Source organism: Mesorhizobium sp. M0571 (assembly GCF_040320985.1).
GTDB lineage: Bacteria > Pseudomonadota > Alphaproteobacteria > Rhizobiales > Rhizobiaceae > Mesorhizobium.
In genome coordinates this window covers 22,095-39,766 of record NZ_JAMYQT010000048.1, presented here as the reverse complement: position 1 = coordinate 39,766, position 17,672 = coordinate 22,095, and the positions used below count along the sequence as shown (strand labels likewise).

14 protein-coding genes and 1 pseudogene are annotated in these 17,672 nt (G+C 63.8%); 6 read left to right on the top strand and 9 right to left on the bottom strand.

The window, feature by feature from the left end; translation table 11 throughout:
- Positions 1-93 precede the first annotated feature (93 nt).
- A pseudogene (gene gltX / locus NKI85_RS31320) lies at positions 94-1,257 on the bottom strand (glutamate--tRNA ligase); the annotation flags it as partial.
- Positions 1,258-1,353: 96 nt separating this feature from the next.
- Between gltX and NKI85_RS31315 the strand changes: the two are divergent.
- Complete coding sequence (locus tag NKI85_RS31315) at positions 1,354-3,825, top strand: ComEC/Rec2 family competence protein (RefSeq protein WP_352779972.1); 2,472 nt, start codon at positions 1,354-1,356, stop codon at positions 3,823-3,825.
- Here the strand turns inward: NKI85_RS31315 and lexA are convergent.
- The 6 genes from lexA to NKI85_RS31285 form a co-directional block, all read right to left on the bottom strand.
- Positions 3,819-4,571, bottom strand: a complete 753-nt coding sequence (gene lexA / locus NKI85_RS31310; RefSeq protein WP_352523593.1) for a transcriptional repressor LexA — start codon at positions 4,569-4,571, stop codon at positions 3,819-3,821. The two genes, NKI85_RS31315 and lexA, sit on opposite strands and share 7 nt — an antisense overlap.
- 104 nt (positions 4,572-4,675) lie before the next feature.
- Positions 4,676-5,881 carry a molybdopterin molybdotransferase MoeA gene (locus NKI85_RS31305; protein ID WP_352523595.1) on the bottom strand — a complete coding sequence of 402 codons (1,206 nt, stop codon included), beginning with the start codon at positions 5,879-5,881 and terminating at the stop codon, positions 4,676-4,678.
- Entirely contained in the window at positions 5,881-6,396 is a 516-nt protein-coding gene (gene moaC / locus NKI85_RS31300) for a cyclic pyranopterin monophosphate synthase MoaC (RefSeq protein ID WP_352523597.1), read from the bottom strand. Before moaC ends, NKI85_RS31305 begins: the two co-directional genes overlap by 1 nt.
- A gap of 66 nt (positions 6,397-6,462) precedes the next feature.
- Positions 6,463-7,314: an indole-3-glycerol phosphate synthase TrpC gene (gene trpC / locus NKI85_RS31295; RefSeq protein WP_352523599.1), complete on the bottom strand. Its 852-nt coding sequence runs from the start codon at positions 7,312-7,314 to the stop codon at positions 6,463-6,465.
- 4 nt (positions 7,315-7,318) lie between these two features.
- The gene (gene trpD / locus NKI85_RS31290; RefSeq protein ID WP_352779969.1) at positions 7,319-8,329 is read right to left on the bottom strand and encodes an anthranilate phosphoribosyltransferase; all 1,011 of its coding nucleotides are present in this window, start codon (positions 8,327-8,329) and stop codon (positions 7,319-7,321) included.
- Positions 8,326-10,218 (bottom strand): SurA N-terminal domain-containing protein, encoded by a 1,893-nt coding sequence (locus NKI85_RS31285; protein WP_352779967.1) that lies wholly within the window; start codon positions 10,216-10,218, stop codon positions 8,326-8,328. Before NKI85_RS31285 ends, trpD begins: the two co-directional genes overlap by 4 nt.
- 142 nt (positions 10,219-10,360) lie before the next feature.
- Between NKI85_RS31285 and tpiA the strand changes: the two genes are divergently transcribed.
- From tpiA to NKI85_RS31260, 5 genes are all read left to right on the top strand, one after another.
- Positions 10,361-11,128, top strand: a complete 768-nt coding sequence (gene tpiA, locus NKI85_RS31280) for a triose-phosphate isomerase (RefSeq protein ID WP_352779965.1) — start codon at positions 10,361-10,363, stop codon at positions 11,126-11,128.
- A 163-nt stretch (positions 11,129-11,291) separates the two neighbouring features.
- Positions 11,292-11,744: a preprotein translocase subunit SecG gene (gene secG, locus NKI85_RS31275; protein WP_352779963.1), complete on the top strand. Its 453-nt coding sequence runs from the start codon at positions 11,292-11,294 to the stop codon at positions 11,742-11,744.
- Between the two features lie 198 nt (positions 11,745-11,942).
- Entirely contained in the window at positions 11,943-13,073 is a 1,131-nt protein-coding gene (locus NKI85_RS31270) for a L,D-transpeptidase (protein WP_352779961.1), read from the top strand.
- Positions 13,074-13,211: 138 nt separating this feature from the next.
- Positions 13,212-14,849: a CTP synthase gene (gene pyrG / locus NKI85_RS31265; RefSeq protein WP_352779959.1), complete on the top strand. Its 1,638-nt coding sequence runs from the start codon at positions 13,212-13,214 to the stop codon at positions 14,847-14,849.
- A gap of 11 nt (positions 14,850-14,860) precedes the next feature.
- Positions 14,861-15,400 carry a DUF1697 domain-containing protein gene (locus tag NKI85_RS31260; RefSeq protein ID WP_352779957.1) on the top strand — a complete coding sequence of 180 codons (540 nt, stop codon included), beginning with the start codon at positions 14,861-14,863 and terminating at the stop codon, positions 15,398-15,400.
- Positions 15,401-15,430: 30 nt separating this feature from the next.
- On the opposite strand, the gene NKI85_RS31255 is transcribed toward NKI85_RS31260, so the two are convergent.
- A complete protein-coding gene (locus NKI85_RS31255; RefSeq protein WP_352523612.1) occupies positions 15,431-16,888 on the bottom strand; it encodes an NCS1 family nucleobase:cation symporter-1 in 1,458 nt (485 codons plus the stop codon).
- 194 nt (positions 16,889-17,082) lie between these two features.
- Positions 17,083-17,475, bottom strand: a complete 393-nt coding sequence (locus NKI85_RS31250; RefSeq protein ID WP_352779955.1) for an MmcQ/YjbR family DNA-binding protein — start codon at positions 17,473-17,475, stop codon at positions 17,083-17,085.
- Positions 17,476-17,672 lie beyond the last annotated feature (197 nt).

Sequence of the window (17,672 nt, the reverse complement as noted above, 5' to 3'; positions counted from 1 at the left end):
GGCTCCCGCCGCGGGGCCACACCCGCCCTAACCCGGGCCCTGGGCCGGGGCCCCCCCCCCCTGTTTTGCCGGCGCCGCGCCGCCTCCCCGGGCTGCGGCTTTTTCGCCCCCCGCCCGCGGCGGGCCCACGAACAGGAATGCAGCCCCTTCAACAAGTTCGACCAGCGTCTTGGCGCGCTCCTTCAAGCCCGGCAAAGCGGCAAGCAATTGCGCCTTGCGTCTGTCGTCGAGGCGCGCGGCGATCGCCGGACCGCCTTCGAGATAGGGCAGAGTGGCGATGAAGATATCGAGCAGCGCCGCGTCATTCATGCGGCGCATATGCACGCCGTTCAGCGCCTCGAGCTTGGCGAAGTCGAAACGGGCGGCGCCCTTGTTGACGTCGCCGATGTCGAACCATGCAATCATGTCGGCGATCGACATGATCTCGTCGTCGCCATGGCTCCAGCCAAGCCTCGCCAGATAGTTGAGCAGCGCCTCCGGCAGGTAGCCCATGGCGCGATAAGCCTCGACGCCGAGCGCACCGTGCCGCTTCGACAGCTTGGCGCCGTCGGCACCGTGGATCAGCGGGATATGCGACATCGACGGCACCTCCCAGCCCATGGCGCGATAGATCACCGTCTGGCGGGCGGCGTTGGTCAAATGGTCGTCGCCGCGGATGATGTGGGTGACGCCCATGTCGTGATCGTCGACGACGACGGCATGCATGTAGGTCGGATTGCCGTCCGAGCGCAGAATAATGAAATCATCGAGATCCTTGTTGGGGAAGCGGACCTCGCCTTGCACGAGATCATGCACCACCGTCTCGCCGTCTGTCGGCGCCTTGATGCGGATCGCCCCCTTTGCGCCGGCCGGCGCCTCCGACGGGTCGCGGTCGCGCCAGCGGCCGTCATAGCGGGGAGGCAGCCCCTTGGCCCGCGCGCTCTCGCGCATTGCTTCCAGCTCGGCAGGCGTCGCATAACAGTAATAGGCTTTGCCCATGCGGACGAGCTCCTCGGCCACCTCGCGATGGCGCGGCGCGCGCTCGAACTGCGACACCGGCTTCCCGTCCCATGTCAGGCCCAGCCAGGAAAGCCCGTCGAGAATGGCCGCGGTTGCCGCATCGGTGGAGCGCTCGCGGTCGGTGTCCTCGATGCGCAGCAGCATCGTGCCGCCTGTGTGCTTGGCATACAGCCAGTTGAACAGCGCCGTGCGCGCGCCGCCGATATGCAGGTAGCCGGTGGGCGAAGGGGCAAAACGGGTGACGACCTTGTCGGGCATGGAACTCTCAGGCAGGCGAAGGAAGTGGGTTTGCGGACTTTCGCGCGTTGCGCGTTCATGTAGCATAGGGGGTCGAGGGCGCAAGGGGCAGACCCGATGGCTGTGCGAGGCCGGGTTGCAGGCAAGGGCGAGGACGCGGTCAACGGCGTCAGCGAACGTTTGCTGTTTGCCACGCCCCTGCCTGTCCTGCCGGCACCGGCATCGCTGCCCGCTCCGCGCATTGATCCCCGGATCCTGCCGGCGGGCGATCCAGCAACGGTTACGGTGCCTGCGGTCGAGCCCATCGTGCGTCTGCGCCGGCGCTGGCGGCTCCTTGCACCGTCCAGCATCCGCAAGGGCGTAGCCTCGGCGGCCGGCCTTGAACTCGACCGCGGCGTCGCCTTCTTGCTGGTGCCGGTGTTCCTGGCATGCGGGGTGGTTGTGTATTTCTCGCTGGCGGTGGAGCCGTCCTTTCCACAGCCGATCGCAATCGTGCTCCTCGCGGCGCTTTGTGCCGTCCTCTCGCGGTCGTGGCCCAGAACCCGCCTGTGCTTCATGGTGGCGTTGCTCTGCGCGCTTGGCGTGCTTGCCGCCAAGTTCGAGACCTGGCGTGTCGGAACGCATATGCTCGGTTCCGAAATCTCGACGCGGCTGACGGGTCGCGTCGTGTCGTTCGAGCCCATGGCGAGCGGCCGCATCAGGCTGACGATCGACGTGATCTCGACCGCCCGGCCGACACTGCGCTACATGCCGGAACGGGTCCGCGTTTCGGCGATGAAGATACCGGCTGAGCTGACCGCAGGTTCCGAGATCACCGGCTATGTGCGGCTGCTGCCGCCGACCGGCCCGGTGCGGCCCGACAGCTACGACTTCTCCTTCGACAGCTATTTTGCCGGTATCGGCGGCAGCGGCTTTTTCCTCGGCAATCCAAAAGTCGTGCCGTCGGGCGGCATGCCGCTTGCTGCGCGGCTTTCTTCGGCGGTCGAGGATGCCCGCGAATCGATCGCCGACCATATCCGCAGCCGCATCGGCGGCGCCGAGGGGGAAATTGCAGCCGCGCTGATCGTCGGCGTGCGCGCCGGCATTCCCGAGGAGATCAACGAAGCGATGCGGCGTACCGGCATCTACCACATCATCTCCATCTCAGGGCTGCATATGGCGTTGGTCGCCGGCACCATCATGGCCCTCCTGCGCGGCGCCTTTGCGCTGTTTCCCAACTTCTCATCGCGACGGCCGGTCAAGAAATATGCCGCAGCCGCCGCGCTTTTTTCGATTGCGGCGTACCTCGTCTTTTCCGGCATCGTGGTGGCGGCCGAACGCAGCTTCATCATGCTGGCGGTGATGCTTATCGCCGTGCTGTTCGACCGGGCCGCGCTCACCATGCGCAATCTGGCGATCTCGGCCATCGCGGTCATCCTGGTGTCGCCGCACGAGGTGGTCGGTCCGAGTTTCCAGATGTCCTTCGCCGCGACTGCGGCCCTTGTCGGCGCCTATGCCGGCTGGTCCGATTACCGCGCCGGCAGGGCCACCACGCCGCCACCGCGGCGGTCGCCGCTACGCTTCGCCACCCGAAAGGTTCTGTTGGGCATGGGCGGCCTCGCGATGACCTCGATCATTGCAGGGGGCGCCACGGCGCTTTTCGCTATATGGCATTTCCAGCGCGTGGCGCCGCTCAGCCTGTTCGCCAATCTGGCGATCATGCCCATTGTCTCGCTGGTCGTCATGCCTTGCGCGGTCCTCAGCGCGCTGGCGATGCCGTTCGGCGCGGATGGGCCTTTCCTCTATGTGATGGGCAAGGGGCTGACGGCGATGATCGCCCTGTCCGGATGGATCTCCGAGCGCTCGCCGATCGACGCGGTCGGGCTGATTTCGCTGAGATCGGTCCTTCTGGTGACGATCGGTCTCATAATTGCCAGCATGGCCACGACCTGGCTGCGGCTCGCGGCACTTCCTTTCGCGCTCGCCGGCTTGCTGACGACTACGCAGACGCGCGCACCCGACGTATTGATCTCGGAGGACGCACGGCTGGTCGCGCTGCCGATCGGCAGCGGTGAACTCGCGGTCAACCGAGCACGCCCGAATGAATTCACCATCGACAACTGGAAACGCGCCCTGACCTCCGAGGCCATCGTCGCGCCGGAAACACCGGGAAAGAACGACCCGCAATTCGACATTGCCGACCCAGCCGATCTGCCAGCGGGCATGCCTTTCATTTGCACGGAGGGCCTCTGCCTTGCCCGCCATCCATCCGGTGCGATTGTCGCGCAAGCCAAGGACCGGGATACTGCGCGGCCAGCCTGTGCTTTTGCCAGTTTGATCGTCATCGACGACGCCACCGCCCATAACCCCTGCTACTACGACCGGCTGGTCCTCGTCGTCACCAAACGGCAACTGGCGCGCGCGGGAAGTGCCGCCGTGTATTTCGATCCACAAGCGGCAACGCGCGCAGAAATCCGCTTCGCGGTCGAAAAATCATACCGGCCCTGGCATATGCAGCGGAAGTTTTCACGCGAGGCCAGAGGCCTGCCGCCATATCGCAAGGCCGACAAGCCTAAAGCCGGCACCACACCCAAGGGCGCAACTCAGTAGCGGCGGATCAGCCCGACGAGTTTGCCTTGCACCTTGACCCTGTCTGGCCCGAAGATGCGCGTCTCATAGGCCGGATTAGCGGCTTCCAGGGCGATCGAGGCGCCCTTGCGGCGGAACCGCTTCAGCGTCGCTTCCTCCTCGTCGACCAGAGCCACCACGATCTCACCGGGGCTCGCCGTATCGGCATTGCGGATGATGACCGTGTCGCCGTCGAAAATGCCGGCCTCGATCATCGAATCGCCTTTGACCTCAAGCGCATAATGCTCGCCGCCCATGATCATGTCCGGCGGCACGGAGATCGAATGCGTCTGGTGCTGGATGGCGTCGATCGGCACACCGGCGGCGATGCGGCCCATCACCGGGATCGACACGGCGACGACGACATCGTCGTCATTGCCGGCTGCAGGGACGCGCGACGATGTCGGCTTGCCTTGCCGTCCCAGGCTGCCCTGCCCAGGACCGCCTTGCCCAAGACTGCCCTGGATGACGCTCGGCGAGAACTTGCGTGCCGCATTGAGGCCTGGGGCGATCGAGTCGGGCAGGCGCAGCACCTCCAGGGCACGGGCCCGGTTGGGCAAACGGCGAATGAAGCCGCGCTCCTCCAGCGCCGTTATCAGCCGGTGGATTCCTGATTTGGAAGCCAGGTCGAGCGCTTCCTTCATCTCGTCGAAGGAGGGCGGGATACCGCTTTCCTTAAGCCTTTCGTGGATGAACATCAGCAGTTCGTGTTGTTTGCGTGTCAGCATAGCGACCCCCAACAGAATCAGAAAAACAAACCCAGAACAAACACTATCTGTTCCATTTGTGTTCCGCAACTGTTTAAAGTTTAATGAATGTGTTGACGGTTTGTTCAGCGTAACATCAGCACGTCGCAGGGAGCATCCGCCGCCGCGGCGGGTGCGAACGGTGCGCGAACGATCAGCCCGTTCGCATCGGCCAGCATTTTCAGCATTGAGGAATCCTGAATGCCGAACGGCGTCGCCACCAGCGTGCCGGCGTCGTGCCTGACAACAGCCCGCACATAATCCTGCCTGAGATCATTGGCCGGCATGGCAGCGCCGAGCCGCGCCCGACGTATATCCTGCTGAAAGGCCCGGCCGCCGAGCCGCGCCAGCAGCGGCTTCAGGAAGAGCTGGGTGCAGACCAGGCTTGCCACCGGATTGCCGGGCAGGCCGATGCAGCGGATGTCGCCCAGCCGCCCGAACATCAGCGGCTTGCCGGGCCGCATGGCGATCTTCCAGAAATCGAGGGTCATGCCTTGCCCGGTCAGCACGTCATGGACGAAGTCGTGGTCACCGACCGAGGCACCACCCAGCGTGACGATGACATTCGCGCCGGCCTTCACCGCCTTTGTCACCAGCGCAGCGATCGCCTCCTTGCGGTCCGGCGCGATGCCGAGATCGAGCGCGCGCGCGCCGACCGACTGTGCGGCGGCGGCGACGCCATAGGCGTTTGACGAGATGATCTGGTCGGGGCCAAGCTCGCTGCCCGGCGGCAGCAATTCGTCGCCGGTGGCGATGATGGCGACCAGCGGCCGCTTGACCACGCAGACCTCGGGGTGGTTGGCCGATGCTGCCAGTGACAAGGCCGCCGGATCTAGCAGGCGGCCCTGGCCCAGCAGGACGTCGCCCTTGGCGAAATCAAGCCCGAGGCGGCGGATGTTGCGCCCTTGCACCGTCGGCTCCGTCACTTCGACGCTGCCGCCGCCGAGGTCGCGGACGTTCTCCTGGATGACGATGGTGTCGGCGCCTTCGGGAAGCGGCGCGCCGGTAAAGATGCGTACGGCTTGCCCTTGCTGCACCGCCCCGGCAAAGCCGCGTCCGGCTGGCGCCATGCCGATCACCGAAAGCTTTGCTGGTAGGGAGGCGATATCGGCGGCCCGCACGGCATAGCCGTCCATGGCGGAGGCATTGAACGGCGGCTGGGTGCGGAGCGCCACAACCGGCTCCGCCAGCACGCGGTCTGCGGCATCCAGCAGTGCGACGCGTTCGCCCGGCAGCGCTGCTGCGCCGTGCAGCAGGCGCTCGAGCGCCTCGGCAACTGGGACCAGCGCCATTATCGGCCCGCCCCGGTGGTCCCATCTCCGGTGACCCCGGTGACCTTGTAGTCGCCGGATTTGCCGCCGGTCTTTTCAACCAGCCTGATGCCGGAGATAACCATGGCACGGTCGACCGCCTTGGCCATGTCATAGATCGTCAGGCAAGCTACCGAGACGGCCGTGAGCGCCTCCATCTCGACTCCGGTCTTGCCGGTAACGCGGGTCAGTGCTGTCACTTTCAGGCCGGGCAGCGCCGCGTCCGGCTCGATATCGACGGATATCTTGGTCAGCAGCAGCGGATGACAGAGCGGGATCAATTCATGCGTCTTCTTGGCCGCCATGATACCGGCGATGCGCGCGGTGCCCAGGACATCGCCCTTCTTGGCATCGCCGGCGAGGATCATGTCCAGCGTCTCGGGCCGCATCGAGACGAAGCCCTCTGCGACTGCCGTGCGCACCGTCTCAGCCTTGTCGCCGACATCGACCATGTTGGCTTCGCCCTGTGCGCCAAGATGGGTGAGGGCGGCCGCCATCCTCAGACCGCCTTAGAGCGACGTGCGTCCGTTTGGACGCACAAAGTACGCTCTAACACTTTGAATCTATGCATCGTGCTCTCCGAAAATCGACTCCGATTTTCGGGCCGATGCATTGGCCGGCGCCTTGCCCGTCAAAAGCAGGCGCGTTGCCGCGGTCACGTCCTGTTGACGCATCAGGCTCTCGCCGACCAGGAAAGTGGCGATGCCGCTCCGCTCCAGCCGGCGGCAATCCTCATGCGAAAAGATGCCGCTCTCGCTGACCAGCAGGCGGTCGGCCGGCACCATTGCGGCCAGCCGTTCCGAGGTCTCGAGGCTGGTTTCGAAGGTCCGCAGATTGCGGTTGTTGATACCGATCAGCCGCGACGACAGCCGCAGCGCGCGTTCCATTTCGGCCTCGTCATGCACCTCGACCAGCGCGTCCATGCCGAGCTCGAAAGCTGTCGCTTCGAGTTCCCTTGCCACCGCGTCGGCGACGCTGGCCATGATGATCAGGATGGCGTCGGCGCCCCATGCCCTGGCCTCGTAGACCTGATAGGGGTCGAACAGGAAATCCTTGCGCAAGGCTGGCAACTCGACGGCAGCGCGCGCAGTGGTGAGGAATTCGGGCGCGCCCTGGAAGGAGGGTGCGTCGGTCAGCACCGAAAGGCAGGCGGCACCGCCTTTCGCATAGGCCCTGGCCAGCGCCGGCGGATCGAAATCGGCGCGGATCAGGCCCTTGGACGGGCTTGCTTTCTTGATTTCGGCGATCAGCGCGAACCTGCCGGATTTGCGCCTGGCCTCAAGAGCGGAGAGAAAGCCGCGCGGCGCATCGGCGTCCTTGGCCCGCGCCTTGATCTCGGCAAACGGCGCGCGCGCCTTGGCCGCCGCGATCTCGTCGCGCTTGTAGGCCTCGATCTTGCGCAGGATATCGGACATAGCCCTAACCGTTCGAAATCTCGACCAGCCTGTCGAGCACTTTCAGCGCGCGGCCGCTGTCGATGGCCTGCGCCGCCGTCACCATGCCGTCGGCAAGCGTCGTCGCCTTGCCGGCCACCACCAGCCCGGCGCCGGCATTCATCAGCACCGTATCGCGAAAGGCGCCGGCAGCGCCGCCCAGCATATCGCGCAGCGCCTGGGCATTGTGGGCGGCGTCGCCGCCGCGCAACTCGTCCTTGGTGTGACGCTTCAGCCCGACGGCTTCCGGCGTCAGCATAAAGCTGCGGATCTCGCCGCCGGACAGTTCGGCGACCTGCGTCTCGCCGGTGGTGGTGATCTCGTCATAGCCGTCGCCATGGACGACCCAGGCGTGGTCGGCACCAAGCGCCTTCAACGTTTCTGCCACCGGCATGATCCATTCGGGCAGGAACACGCCGACCATCTGCCGTCTGACACTGGCCGGATTGGAAAGCGGGCCCAGCAGGTTGAAGATGGTGCGGGTGCCGAGCTCGACCCGGATCGGGCCGACATGCTTCATCGCCGGGTGATGCGCCGGCGCGAACATGAAGCCGACTCCGGCCTCTTGGATGCAGCGGCCGATCGTCTCCGGAGGGATGTCGATCTTGACGCCCAATGCGATCAGCACATCGGCGGCGCCGGTCAGCGAGGACAGTCCGCGGTTGCCGTGCTTGGCGACGGGCACGCCGCTGCCGGCGATGACGAAGGCGGATGCGGTCGAAATGTTGACGCTGTGCGAATTGTCGCCGCCGGTGCCGACAATGTCGATGGCGCCCTCGGGGGCGTCGACGCGCAGCATCTTGGCGCGCATGGTGGCGACGGCGCCGGAGATCTCGCTGACCGTCTCACCGCGCACGCGCAATGCCATCAGGAAGCCGCCGATCTGGCCGGGTGTGGCGTCGCCGGACATGATGATGTCGAAGGCCTCGCGTGCCTCCTCGAAAGAAAGGGCGCTGCCGGCGGCGACCTTGGCGATGTGATTCTTCAGCGCGCTCATCTGGCCAGGGCTTGGGTTACGGCCGTCTGATCGATGCGGACGTCATATTGCGTCTGCAACTGCGCCACCAATTGGTCGAGCAGGTCGTCGGACATACCGGAGGTGAAGGATTTCTGAGCGTCCTGGGGTACTGAGCTGGCGTCGGCCCCGGCAGGCTCGAACACCTCGGCGACCTTGAACAGGATCTGTCCGTCGCCCGTAGGCGAGGGGATCAGCCCGGTCCCGCCTTCGCCGACGCCGAACATCGCGGCGGCCCCTTCCTTGCCGAAATCGACGTCGTCAGCATCGCGCTTGACGCCGCGCTTGGTCTGCTTTTCGAGCTTGAGCTCACCGGCGATCACCTCGAGCGTGGTGCCAGCCTTGAGACGCTTCTCGAGCTCTTGCGCTTTTGCGGTGAGCCGTTTGGTAGTCTCCGCCGCGGTCCAATCGGCCACGACCTTCTGGCGGACTTCATCCAACGTGCGGTCACGGGCCGGCGTGATCGCGCTCACGTCGTAGAAGACGAAGCCGTTATCGGCGGTGGTGAGACCTTCATTGTCGGTTCCGGGTTCGGATTCGAACACCGCCTTGATGAGCTGTGGCGATTCCGGCAGGTCTTTGACGATGGTTCCATCCGGCCGTTGGCCGGTGCGGTCGATGGCGTCGATGGTGACGACCTTCAGCTTCAATTTGGCGGCTGCCTCAGCGAGCGAACCGCCCGAGGCGCGCGTATCCTCGTAATTGTCGTGCACGTCCAACAAGATGCGGCTTGCCTCGCCTAGAGCCAGGTCCTTGCGGATCTGCTCGGACACTTCGGCCCGCGGCTTCACCACTTCGGGCTTGATCTCGGTGACGCGCAGCAGAACGGGGCCGAAGGCGCCTTGTACGACCGGACTGACTTCATTGACGTTGAGCTTGAAGGCAGCATCGGCAACCGCCTTGTCGGCGATCTTGTCCTTGGCCAGCGTGCCGAGCAGCGTGTCGGCCGGCGTCTTGCCTTCGGCGGCGACGATCTTGTCGAAGGTCGCGCCGGTCTTGAGCGAATCGAGCGCCGCCTTTGCGGCATCAGGCGTTTTGAACACAAGCTGCTCGATGGTGCGCATCTCCGGCGTGGTGTAGCGCGCCTTGTTCTTGTTGTAGTCGTCGCTGACCTGTTGGTCGGTCACTGCGCTCAAATCCATGATGTCTTCCGGTTCGAGCCTGACATAGGAGAACTTGCGGTATTCGGGCGCGGCGTAGGTTTTCTTGTTTTCCCCGAAATAGGCCGAAAGCACGCTGTCGGACGGCGCTTCTATCGGTTCGACAAGCGATTTCGGCAAGGTCAGGTAGTCGATGGTGCGATCTTCGCCGCGGTAGAGCGCGACCGCCCTGAAGAATGTATCCGGGGCCTTGAGGCCATCCGAAACCGCCTCGACGATCTGCTGGCGGACCGCCACCTGGGCGCGGTTCTTCAAATAGTCTTCCGGCCGCATGCCGATCTGCCGAAGCAGATACTCGAAGGTTCTCCTGTCGAAGGTTCCGCCAGGCCCTTTGAACGCCGGGTCTTCACGCGTCAGTTCGGCGAGCCGGTCCTTGGACAGGCCGAGGCCGAGCTTGCGGGCCTGCTCGTCGAGCACGGCGCCGGACACGAGTTGCGCCAGAACCTGGTTGTCGATGCCGAGCGCCGTCGCCTGCTCACGGCTGATGCGCTGACCGAATTGCTGCGACATGACGCTGAGCTGGCGATCATAGGCGAGGCGGTATTCGTTGATCGAGACCTTGGTGCCCCCGGCCGTAATCACGGCGTCATGGCCGGCAAAACCGCCCATCAGCCGCCCCGAGATGCCCCAGATGGCGAAGCTCAACACCAGCAAGGACAGCAGCAGTTTCGCGACCCAGGTCCCCGCCGCGCTTCTCAACATACCAAGCATGAGTACTTCCGATTTTTGCGCATTTCGCATGCGCCGAGTCTGAAACAAGCGCAATAGCGCCCTTCCTGCTCACTGTCGATTGCTTTGTGGCCTGATTTTGATAGTGAGGGCCAGCCGAAAGTTGCCCGGAGAAACAAATCCCATGACGCCTGGAATTCGCCCGCTCGTCGCCGGCAACTGGAAAATGAACGGCACCAGCGCCTCGCTCAACGAGCTCAGGATGATCGGCAACGGTTTCATGAGCGGGCTCGACGCAGAAACCGAAGCGGTGGTCTGCGTGCCGGCGACCTTGCTTGCGCATGCCGCCGAGATTTTGTCGCGCACGCCGGTCCGCGCCGGCGGCGAGGATTGCCACACCGAGGAAAGTGGCGCCTATACCGGCTGTATTTCGGCCGAGATGCTGAAGGATGCAGGTGCCAGCCATGTCATCGTCGGCCATTCCGAATGCCGTGCCGATCGCAAGGAGGACGATGCCATAGTGCAGGCCAAGGCCTCCGCCGCATGGCGCGCCGGGCTGGTGGCCATCATCTGCATTGGTGAGACAAGAGCCGAACGCGAAGCAGGAGCCGCGCTCGACGTGCTGTCGCGTCAGGTTGCGGGCTCGGTTCCGCCAAATGCCACGGCTTCCAACGCCGTTATTGCCTATGAGCCGGTATGGGCGATCGGCACCGGCTTGACCCCGACCGCCGCCGACGTCGCCGAGGCGCATGCACATATCCGCGAAGAACTGGCGCGGAAGCTCGGCAATACGGCAGCCAAGATGCGCATTCTCTACGGCGGCTCGGTCAAGCCGTCCAACGCCGTCGAGCTGCTCGGCGTCAGGAATGTCGACGGCGCGCTGGTCGGCGGCGCCAGCCTGAAGGCGGCGGACTTCCTCGGCATCGCGGAAGCCTATCGAAATGTCGCTTGATACCGGGACTGCTTCCTGGATTTGAGCGGACGGCCGGCGCCGAAATCGTTGCAAAGGACGCATTGCTTCCCATATTCCGGCCACGGGCTTGGAAATGCCGTCAAAGCATTGTATTGAGCCGCCTCCAAATCAGCGGCCGCGCAAGGCCTTGCCAGGATAAATTATGGAAACCGTACTGATCGTCGTCCACCTCATGGTCGTGCTCGCGCTTGTCGGCGTGGTGCTGCTGCAGCGCTCCGAAGGCGGCGGCCTCGGCATCGGCGGCGGATCGGGCTTCATGACCGCGCGTGGCGCCGCCAATGCGCTGACGCGGGCGACGGCGATCCTGGCTGCGGCTTTCTTCGTCACTTCGCTGACACTGTCGATCGTAGCGCGCTATGGCGAGAAGCCGATCGACATTCTCGATCGCGTGCCAGCGACCTCGGACGGGGCTGGCAAGGGCGTGCTCAACCAATTGCCCGGAACCACGACGCCGACGCCGCCTTCGGGCAACACGGCGCCGACCCCGCCGTCCGGCAATGGCGCGGCAACGACGCCTCCGGCAACCGCTCCGGCGACGCCGCCAGCGACAAACGGCGGGACCGCGCCGGCTACGCCGCAGGTCCCCAACCAGTAATCGGGCATCTTATCCGCGATCTGTTGTCGTTTGAACACAGTCGCGGCAAATGCCGCACGATCACGAAGATTCGACCGCGCCGCACGCTTGAGGCGCCTCCGGCTAATCGATTATAGATTGCGCGCGGCATTTTCGGCGTCCTTGGGGGGCGCCGGGCGGCGCCGTGGGCAACAAGCATTGAACGATCGGATCTTCCCCATGCAGCTTCGCAGCTTCATTTTTGCCGGCCTTTGTGCCGTGCTCAGCCTAGGTGCGCCCGCTTACGCGGCTATGCCGACGGCAAATTCGGCTCATAAAGCCGCAACAACAACCGACGTTGTCAACGTCGCTGCCAAAAGCGATGCGGCGACACTGAAGCTTCTCAAGAAGAAGAAAGATCCGACGCCGGACGACCTTGCGCAGATTCGCAAGATCGAAGCCAAGATCGCAGCCGACAAGGAAGCCGCTCGCACCAAGGCGGTCGAGGCCAGGAAGCTGGCGATGCGCGAGGCGGCGAAAGCCAAGGCCGATGCGGAACGGCAGGCATTCCTTGCCAAGACGAGCCAGTCGGTGGCGGCGGCCAAGGTGGCCGACGCCAAGCCGGCTAAGAAGAAGACCGTCAATATCATCGAGCCGATTGCACCCATTACGCCCATTGCGCCGATCCAGTCGGCCGAGCCGATCCCGGCCGAGGCCATGAACGTTGCGCTGACCGGCAATAATGGCGAGTTGCGTAGCGAAGCGGTCGGGCAGAAGCCGCAGAGCGTCGGGCTGTTCGCGGGACTGTTCGGCGGCACGTCCTCTTCGTCGACCTCGCTGCTTCCAGAAACACGCGCGCTCGACGCCGCGCTCGAAAGGAAGCAGGCCAAGCGGCAGTTCAAGGTCAAGCCGGAATTCGTGCCGCAGGAGGTCGAATTCACCGGCTACAACCCCGGCACCATCGTCATCGATACCGGCGCCCGCCGTCTCTACCTCGTCGAATCATTGTCAACCGCCCGCCGTTATGCCATTGCGGTCGGCCGGGAAGGCCTGCAGTTCAAGGGTATGGTTGCCGTCGGCGACAAGCAGGAATGGCCGCGCTGGATTCCGACGCTGGATATGCAAAAGCGGGAACCCAAGCATTATGGGCAGTACAAGGACGGTATGCCCGGCGGCGGCGACAACCCGCTCGGCGCGCGCGCCATCTATCTCTACGACGGCAAGAAGGACACCCATCTGCGCATTCACGGCACCATCGCGCCGCAGTCGATCGGAACCAGCGCCTCCAATGGCTGCTTCCGCATGATCAATGAGCACGTCATGGACCTTTACCGCCGGGTGAAAGTAGGCACCAAGGTCGTCATCATCTGACGCCTGGACAGATCGTGCCAAAAGGGCCGGCCTCGCCGGCCCTTTTGTTTTGATACGCCAACGACCAGAGCGCCTTCTTGGGAAAAAGCCTTCGCGGCGGTTTTTTCTCTGGCGGAATCAATTCGGCCGCGTTAAGCGATGACTCCCATGGCGCGATATGTATTCATCACAGGCGGCGTGGTTTCCTCACTTGGAAAAGGCATTGCTGCAGCGGCCCTTGGGGCTCTCTTGCAGGCGCGAGGCTATCGCGCACGCATTAAAAAGCTCGATCCCTATCTCAATGTCGATCCCGGCACGATGTCGCCCTACCAGCATGGCGAAGTCTTCGTCACCGATGACGGGGCCGAGACCGATCTCGATCTTGGCCATTATGAGCGCTTCACCGGCCGCTCGGCCAACCAGCAGGACAACATCACCACCGGCCGCATCTACAAGAATATCATCGAGCGCGAGCGGCGCGGCGACTATCTCGGCGCCACCGTGCAGGTCATTCCGCACGTCACCGACGAGATCAAGAACTTCGTCCTCAACGGCAATGACGACTACGATTTCGTGCTGTGCGAGATCGGCGGCACCGTCGGCGACATCGAGGCGATGCCGTTCCTGGAGGCGATCCGCCAACTCGGCAACGACCTGCCGCGCAACAACGCCGTCTACGTCCACCTGACCTTGATGCCTTATATCCCGACGGCGGGCGAACTGAAGACCAAGCCGACGCAGCATTCGGTCAAGGAGTTGCGCGGCATCGGCATTGCGCCCGATATCCTGCTGGTCCGCGCCGACCGGCCGATCCCCAAGGAAGAGCGCAGAAAATTGTCGCTGTTCTGCAATGTCCGCGAAAGCGCTGTCATCCAGGCGCTCGACGTGCCGCATATCTATGACGTGCCGATGGCCTATCACAATGAAGGGCTGGATTCGGAAGTGCTGGCCGCCTTCGGCATCGATCCGGCGCCGAAGCCGCGCATGGAACGGTGGCAAGCGGTGTCCAACCGCATCCACAATCCGGAAGGCGAGGTTACCATTGCCGTCGTCGGCAAATATACCGGCCTCAAGGACGCCTACAAATCGCTGATCGAGGCGCTGTCGCATGGCGGCCTCGCCAACCGCGTCAAAGTCAAGCTCGACTGGATCGAGAGCGAGATATTCGAGAAGGAAGACCCGGCGCCGTGGCTGGAAAAGGTCCATGGTATTCTCGTCCCCGGCGGTTTTGGCGAGCGCGGCTCGGAGGGCAAGATCCTGGCGGCGAAGTTCGCGCGCGAGCGCAAGGTGCCGTATTTCGGCATCTGCTTCGGCATGCAGATGGCCTGCATCGAGGCGGCGCGTTCGCTGGCCGGCGTCGATCACGCATCATCGACCGAGTTCGGTCCAACCGAGGAGCCGGTCGTCGGCTTGATGACCGAATGGCTGAAGGGCAACATGCTGGAAAAGCGCAGGGAAACCGGCGACCTCGGCGGTACCATGCGGCTCGGTGCCTACCAGGCCGATCTCGCCAAGGGATCGAAGATCGCCGAGATCTATGGCGATACGCAGATTTCCGAACGCCATCGCCACCGCTACGAGGTCAATGTCGACTACAAGGAGCGGCTCGAGGCTTGCGGTCTGGTGTTTGCCGGCATGTCGCCGGATGGCGTGCTGCCGGAAACGGTCGAATATCCCGACCATCCCTGGTTCATCGGCGTGCAGTATCATCCCGAGTTGAAAAGCCGGCCGCTCGATCCGCACCCGCTGTTTGCCAGCTTCATCGAGGCGGCGGTAGAGCAGTCGCGGCTGGTCTAGACTAGCCGCCGATGCAAACTTACGTCGCGCTGCTCTACAGCATCATCCTGGGCGAGGGGCGGCGGGTCGTCATGTCCGATCTGAAGGCGATGGCCGAAGGCCTGGACCTGAACAACCCGCGCACGCTGGTGGCGACCGGCAATCTGGTCTTCGAGGCGCAGGAGACAGAACTCGCGGCGTTGGAGCAGCGGCTGGAGGCGGCGTTCGCAAAGACTTTCGGCCGCCACGTCGACATCATCGTGCGCCGCGCCGACGGCTGGCTGAGGCTGGCGGCCGGCAATCCGTTCCCCGCCGAATCGGCTGAAGCCGCGGACCAGGTGGCGGTGCGCGTGATGCGGGCTCCCGTTCCCGTCGAGGCCGCCGCGGCGCTTGAGGCCTATGTCGGCAAGGACGAGAAACTGCGGATTGTCGGCGGCGACATCTGGATCTTCTTTTCGCGCGAAACGCCCAGTTCGCGGCTGCTTTCGGCGACAAGCCACAAACGCCTCGGCATCGGCACTTCGCGCAACTGGAACACCGTGCGCCGCCTGGCCGAGATGGTCGCAGAATGAACGGGGCGGCTCGCGCCGCCCCGAATCCGTTTAGGCCTTGGCCATCTTGGCCCCGGCACCGAGTGCCATCGTGCGCAGCACGTAATAGATGACGCCGGCAATTGCCACGCCGAAGAACCAGCCATAGACGCCCCACCATAACGGCAGCACGCTGGTGAAGTTGGGCAGGATCGAGGAGAAGACAGCGCCGATACCGGCGGCGATGAAGGCATTGACATGCCAGCCGCCCTGGAAGCGGAATTCGCCATTCTCCCTGTAGAGCGCCTCGACGTCGACCTCGCCCTTCCGGATCAGGTAATAGTCGACCATCATCACGCCGAAGATCGGCCCCATCGTCGCGCCAATGATGTTGACGAAGGAGGCGGCACTGCCTTCCCAGGGCGCGAAGGGATAGAGCACCAGCGCGATCAGCGCCGCGATGTAGCCGCCCTTCTTGAAGTCGATCTGCCGTGGAAAGACGTTGGAGAAGTCGAAGGCGGGCGACACGAAGTTCGCCACGACATTGATGCCCAGCGTCGCCACCGCAAAGGTCAGGGCTGCCAGCGCCGCCAGGAACCAGCTGTCGAATTTCGCCGAGATCTGGTCGGGATGCAGCAGCACTTCGCCATAAACATCGAAGGCGGCGATGGTGGTGACGCCGGCAACCAGCGAGAACAGGATGAGGTTGACCGGCAAGCCCCAGATGTTGCCCTTGCGCAGCGATGCCTTGTCCGGCGCATAGCGGGCGAAATCGCAGAAGTTGAGATAGAGCGCAGAGAAATAGGTCACCCAGATCGCCGCCACCGCAAACAGTGAGGTCCAGGAGCCAGGCGTGCCGGGCACGCCCGCGTCCTTGGTCTTGTCGAGCAGCACGTCCATAGGGATGTCGCTGGTGAAGGCGAAGGTGCCGGCCTTGATGCAGAGATAGATCGCCAGGATCAGCATCATCACCCACACCGCAGGGCCGGCCCAGTCCTGGAAGCGGCGCACCGTTTCCATGCCTCTTTGGATGATCAGGAGCTGCAGCGCCCAGATCACCGCGAAGCAGATCACTTCGAGACCGGTGTGGCCGAGGAAGTGCGTGTTTTGATTAAAGTCGGCGAACCATTGCGAGCGGATCAGCAACGCCACGATTGCGCCGGAAGCTGCCGCGGTCTGCGCGCCGTACCAGAAGCAGGCGACGATGGCGCGCACCAGCGCCGGTATGTTGGCGCCCCAGATGCCGAAGGAAGCACGCGCCAAGACGGGGTAGGGCACCCCGGTCTTCACGCCGGCATAGCCGACCAAATTCATCAGCACGTAGATGATCAGCGAACCGATGCCGATGGCGATGATGAAGTTGACGAAGCCGCCGCAAAACAGGAACAGGCTTGCCGCGAGATAGTAGCCCCACAGGCTGTGGACGTCCGACGTCCAGACGTTGAAGATCGAGAACGGTCCCCAGTTTCGAACCTTCGCCGGGGCGAGATCCTCATTGTACAGGTCCGGTGATGCACCTTGTATGGTCATTGCTATGTCCTCCCCTTGTTACCGCACGCGCCTCCACGCATGGCACGCAGGTTAAGCCTGACGCAGGGGAACCGGCAAGCAATCGATTTGCCGGCTTTGGACTTAAAGACATTCAATGAGAAACGCGCTTATCGGCGTGGCGTCGTTGAGCTTCTAGCGCCGGCGATTCGCTGGGCTGACACCAATCGCTCGACCTAAGCTCCAGAGTCCACCTTGTGCGTGATCAGGGCGGCAAGCTTTTTGGGCGCTTGTGCGCGATAACTCTCATCGAGCCATGACTTCAGTTGTCCGATCGGTGGCAGTTCGTCCGGTGCTGGTTCGAACGTCACCCATCCGCTCTTGCCAAGGCCGTACTCCGTCGGCGACGCATAGTGGAGCGTTCTCGCCTCGTCGCCGCTGTAGGGGAGTTTGAGGGAGATGCTGAATGGTTCGCCTTCCAGACTCAAATAAGCAAAGGTCTTGCCTTTCACCGCGAGATCGTCGTGACCAGACCACGGACTCTTTGTCTCGGCGCCTGGAAAGGTGAGGCCGAAGGCGCGCAGCTCCTTGAGAACGGCATCGGTGGAAGCAGGCGATCTCTTTCTCATCAACTCTCCTCCAGCGCATTGACGCCAAGCAAAACCGGCTAATATCAACAGATAGACTGGATATCAGCAATAACGCTTGGATGGACCGGCAGGTGCACGGCCCGACTTCTATGGAGTTACGCTGGCCGGCACACAGGTGTCTTCGATCGCCGTTGGGGACCGGGCGTCGCTTTACATCGAGATGGCGGCCGATCGTG

Bases quoted from the DNA above. Each gene is read 5' to 3' on its own strand.
- NKI85_RS31305 (WP_352523595.1), bottom strand. From the start codon at position 5,881: ATGGCGCTGGTCCCAGTTGCCGAGGCGCTCGAGCGCCTGCTGCACGGC.
- NKI85_RS31255 (WP_352523612.1), bottom strand. From the start codon at position 16,888: ATGACCATACAAGGTGCATCACCGGACCTGTACAATGAGGATCTCGCC.
- lexA (WP_352523593.1), bottom strand. From the start codon at position 4,571: ATGCTGACACGCAAACAACACGAACTGCTGATGTTCATCCACGAAAGG.
- NKI85_RS31260 (WP_352779957.1), top strand. From the start codon at position 14,861: ATGCAAACTTACGTCGCGCTGCTCTACAGCATCATCCTGGGCGAGGGG.
- trpD (WP_352779969.1), bottom strand. From the start codon at position 8,329: ATGAGCGCGCTGAAGAATCACATCGCCAAGGTCGCCGCCGGCAGCGCC.
- NKI85_RS31270 (WP_352779961.1), top strand. From the start codon at position 11,943: ATGCAGCTTCGCAGCTTCATTTTTGCCGGCCTTTGTGCCGTGCTCAGC.
- NKI85_RS31285 (WP_352779967.1), bottom strand. From the start codon at position 10,218: ATGCTTGGTATGTTGAGAAGCGCGGCGGGGACCTGGGTCGCGAAACTG.
- pyrG (WP_352779959.1), top strand. From the start codon at position 13,212: ATGACTCCCATGGCGCGATATGTATTCATCACAGGCGGCGTGGTTTCC.
- tpiA (WP_352779965.1), top strand. From the start codon at position 10,361: ATGACGCCTGGAATTCGCCCGCTCGTCGCCGGCAACTGGAAAATGAAC.
- moaC (WP_352523597.1), bottom strand. From the start codon at position 6,396: ATGGCGGCCGCCCTCACCCATCTTGGCGCACAGGGCGAAGCCAACATG.
- NKI85_RS31315 (WP_352779972.1), top strand. From the start codon at position 1,354: ATGGCTGTGCGAGGCCGGGTTGCAGGCAAGGGCGAGGACGCGGTCAAC.
- NKI85_RS31250 (WP_352779955.1), bottom strand. From the start codon at position 17,475: ATGAGAAAGAGATCGCCTGCTTCCACCGATGCCGTTCTCAAGGAGCTG.
- trpC (WP_352523599.1), bottom strand. From the start codon at position 7,314: ATGTCCGATATCCTGCGCAAGATCGAGGCCTACAAGCGCGACGAGATC.
- secG (WP_352779963.1), top strand. From the start codon at position 11,292: ATGGAAACCGTACTGATCGTCGTCCACCTCATGGTCGTGCTCGCGCTT.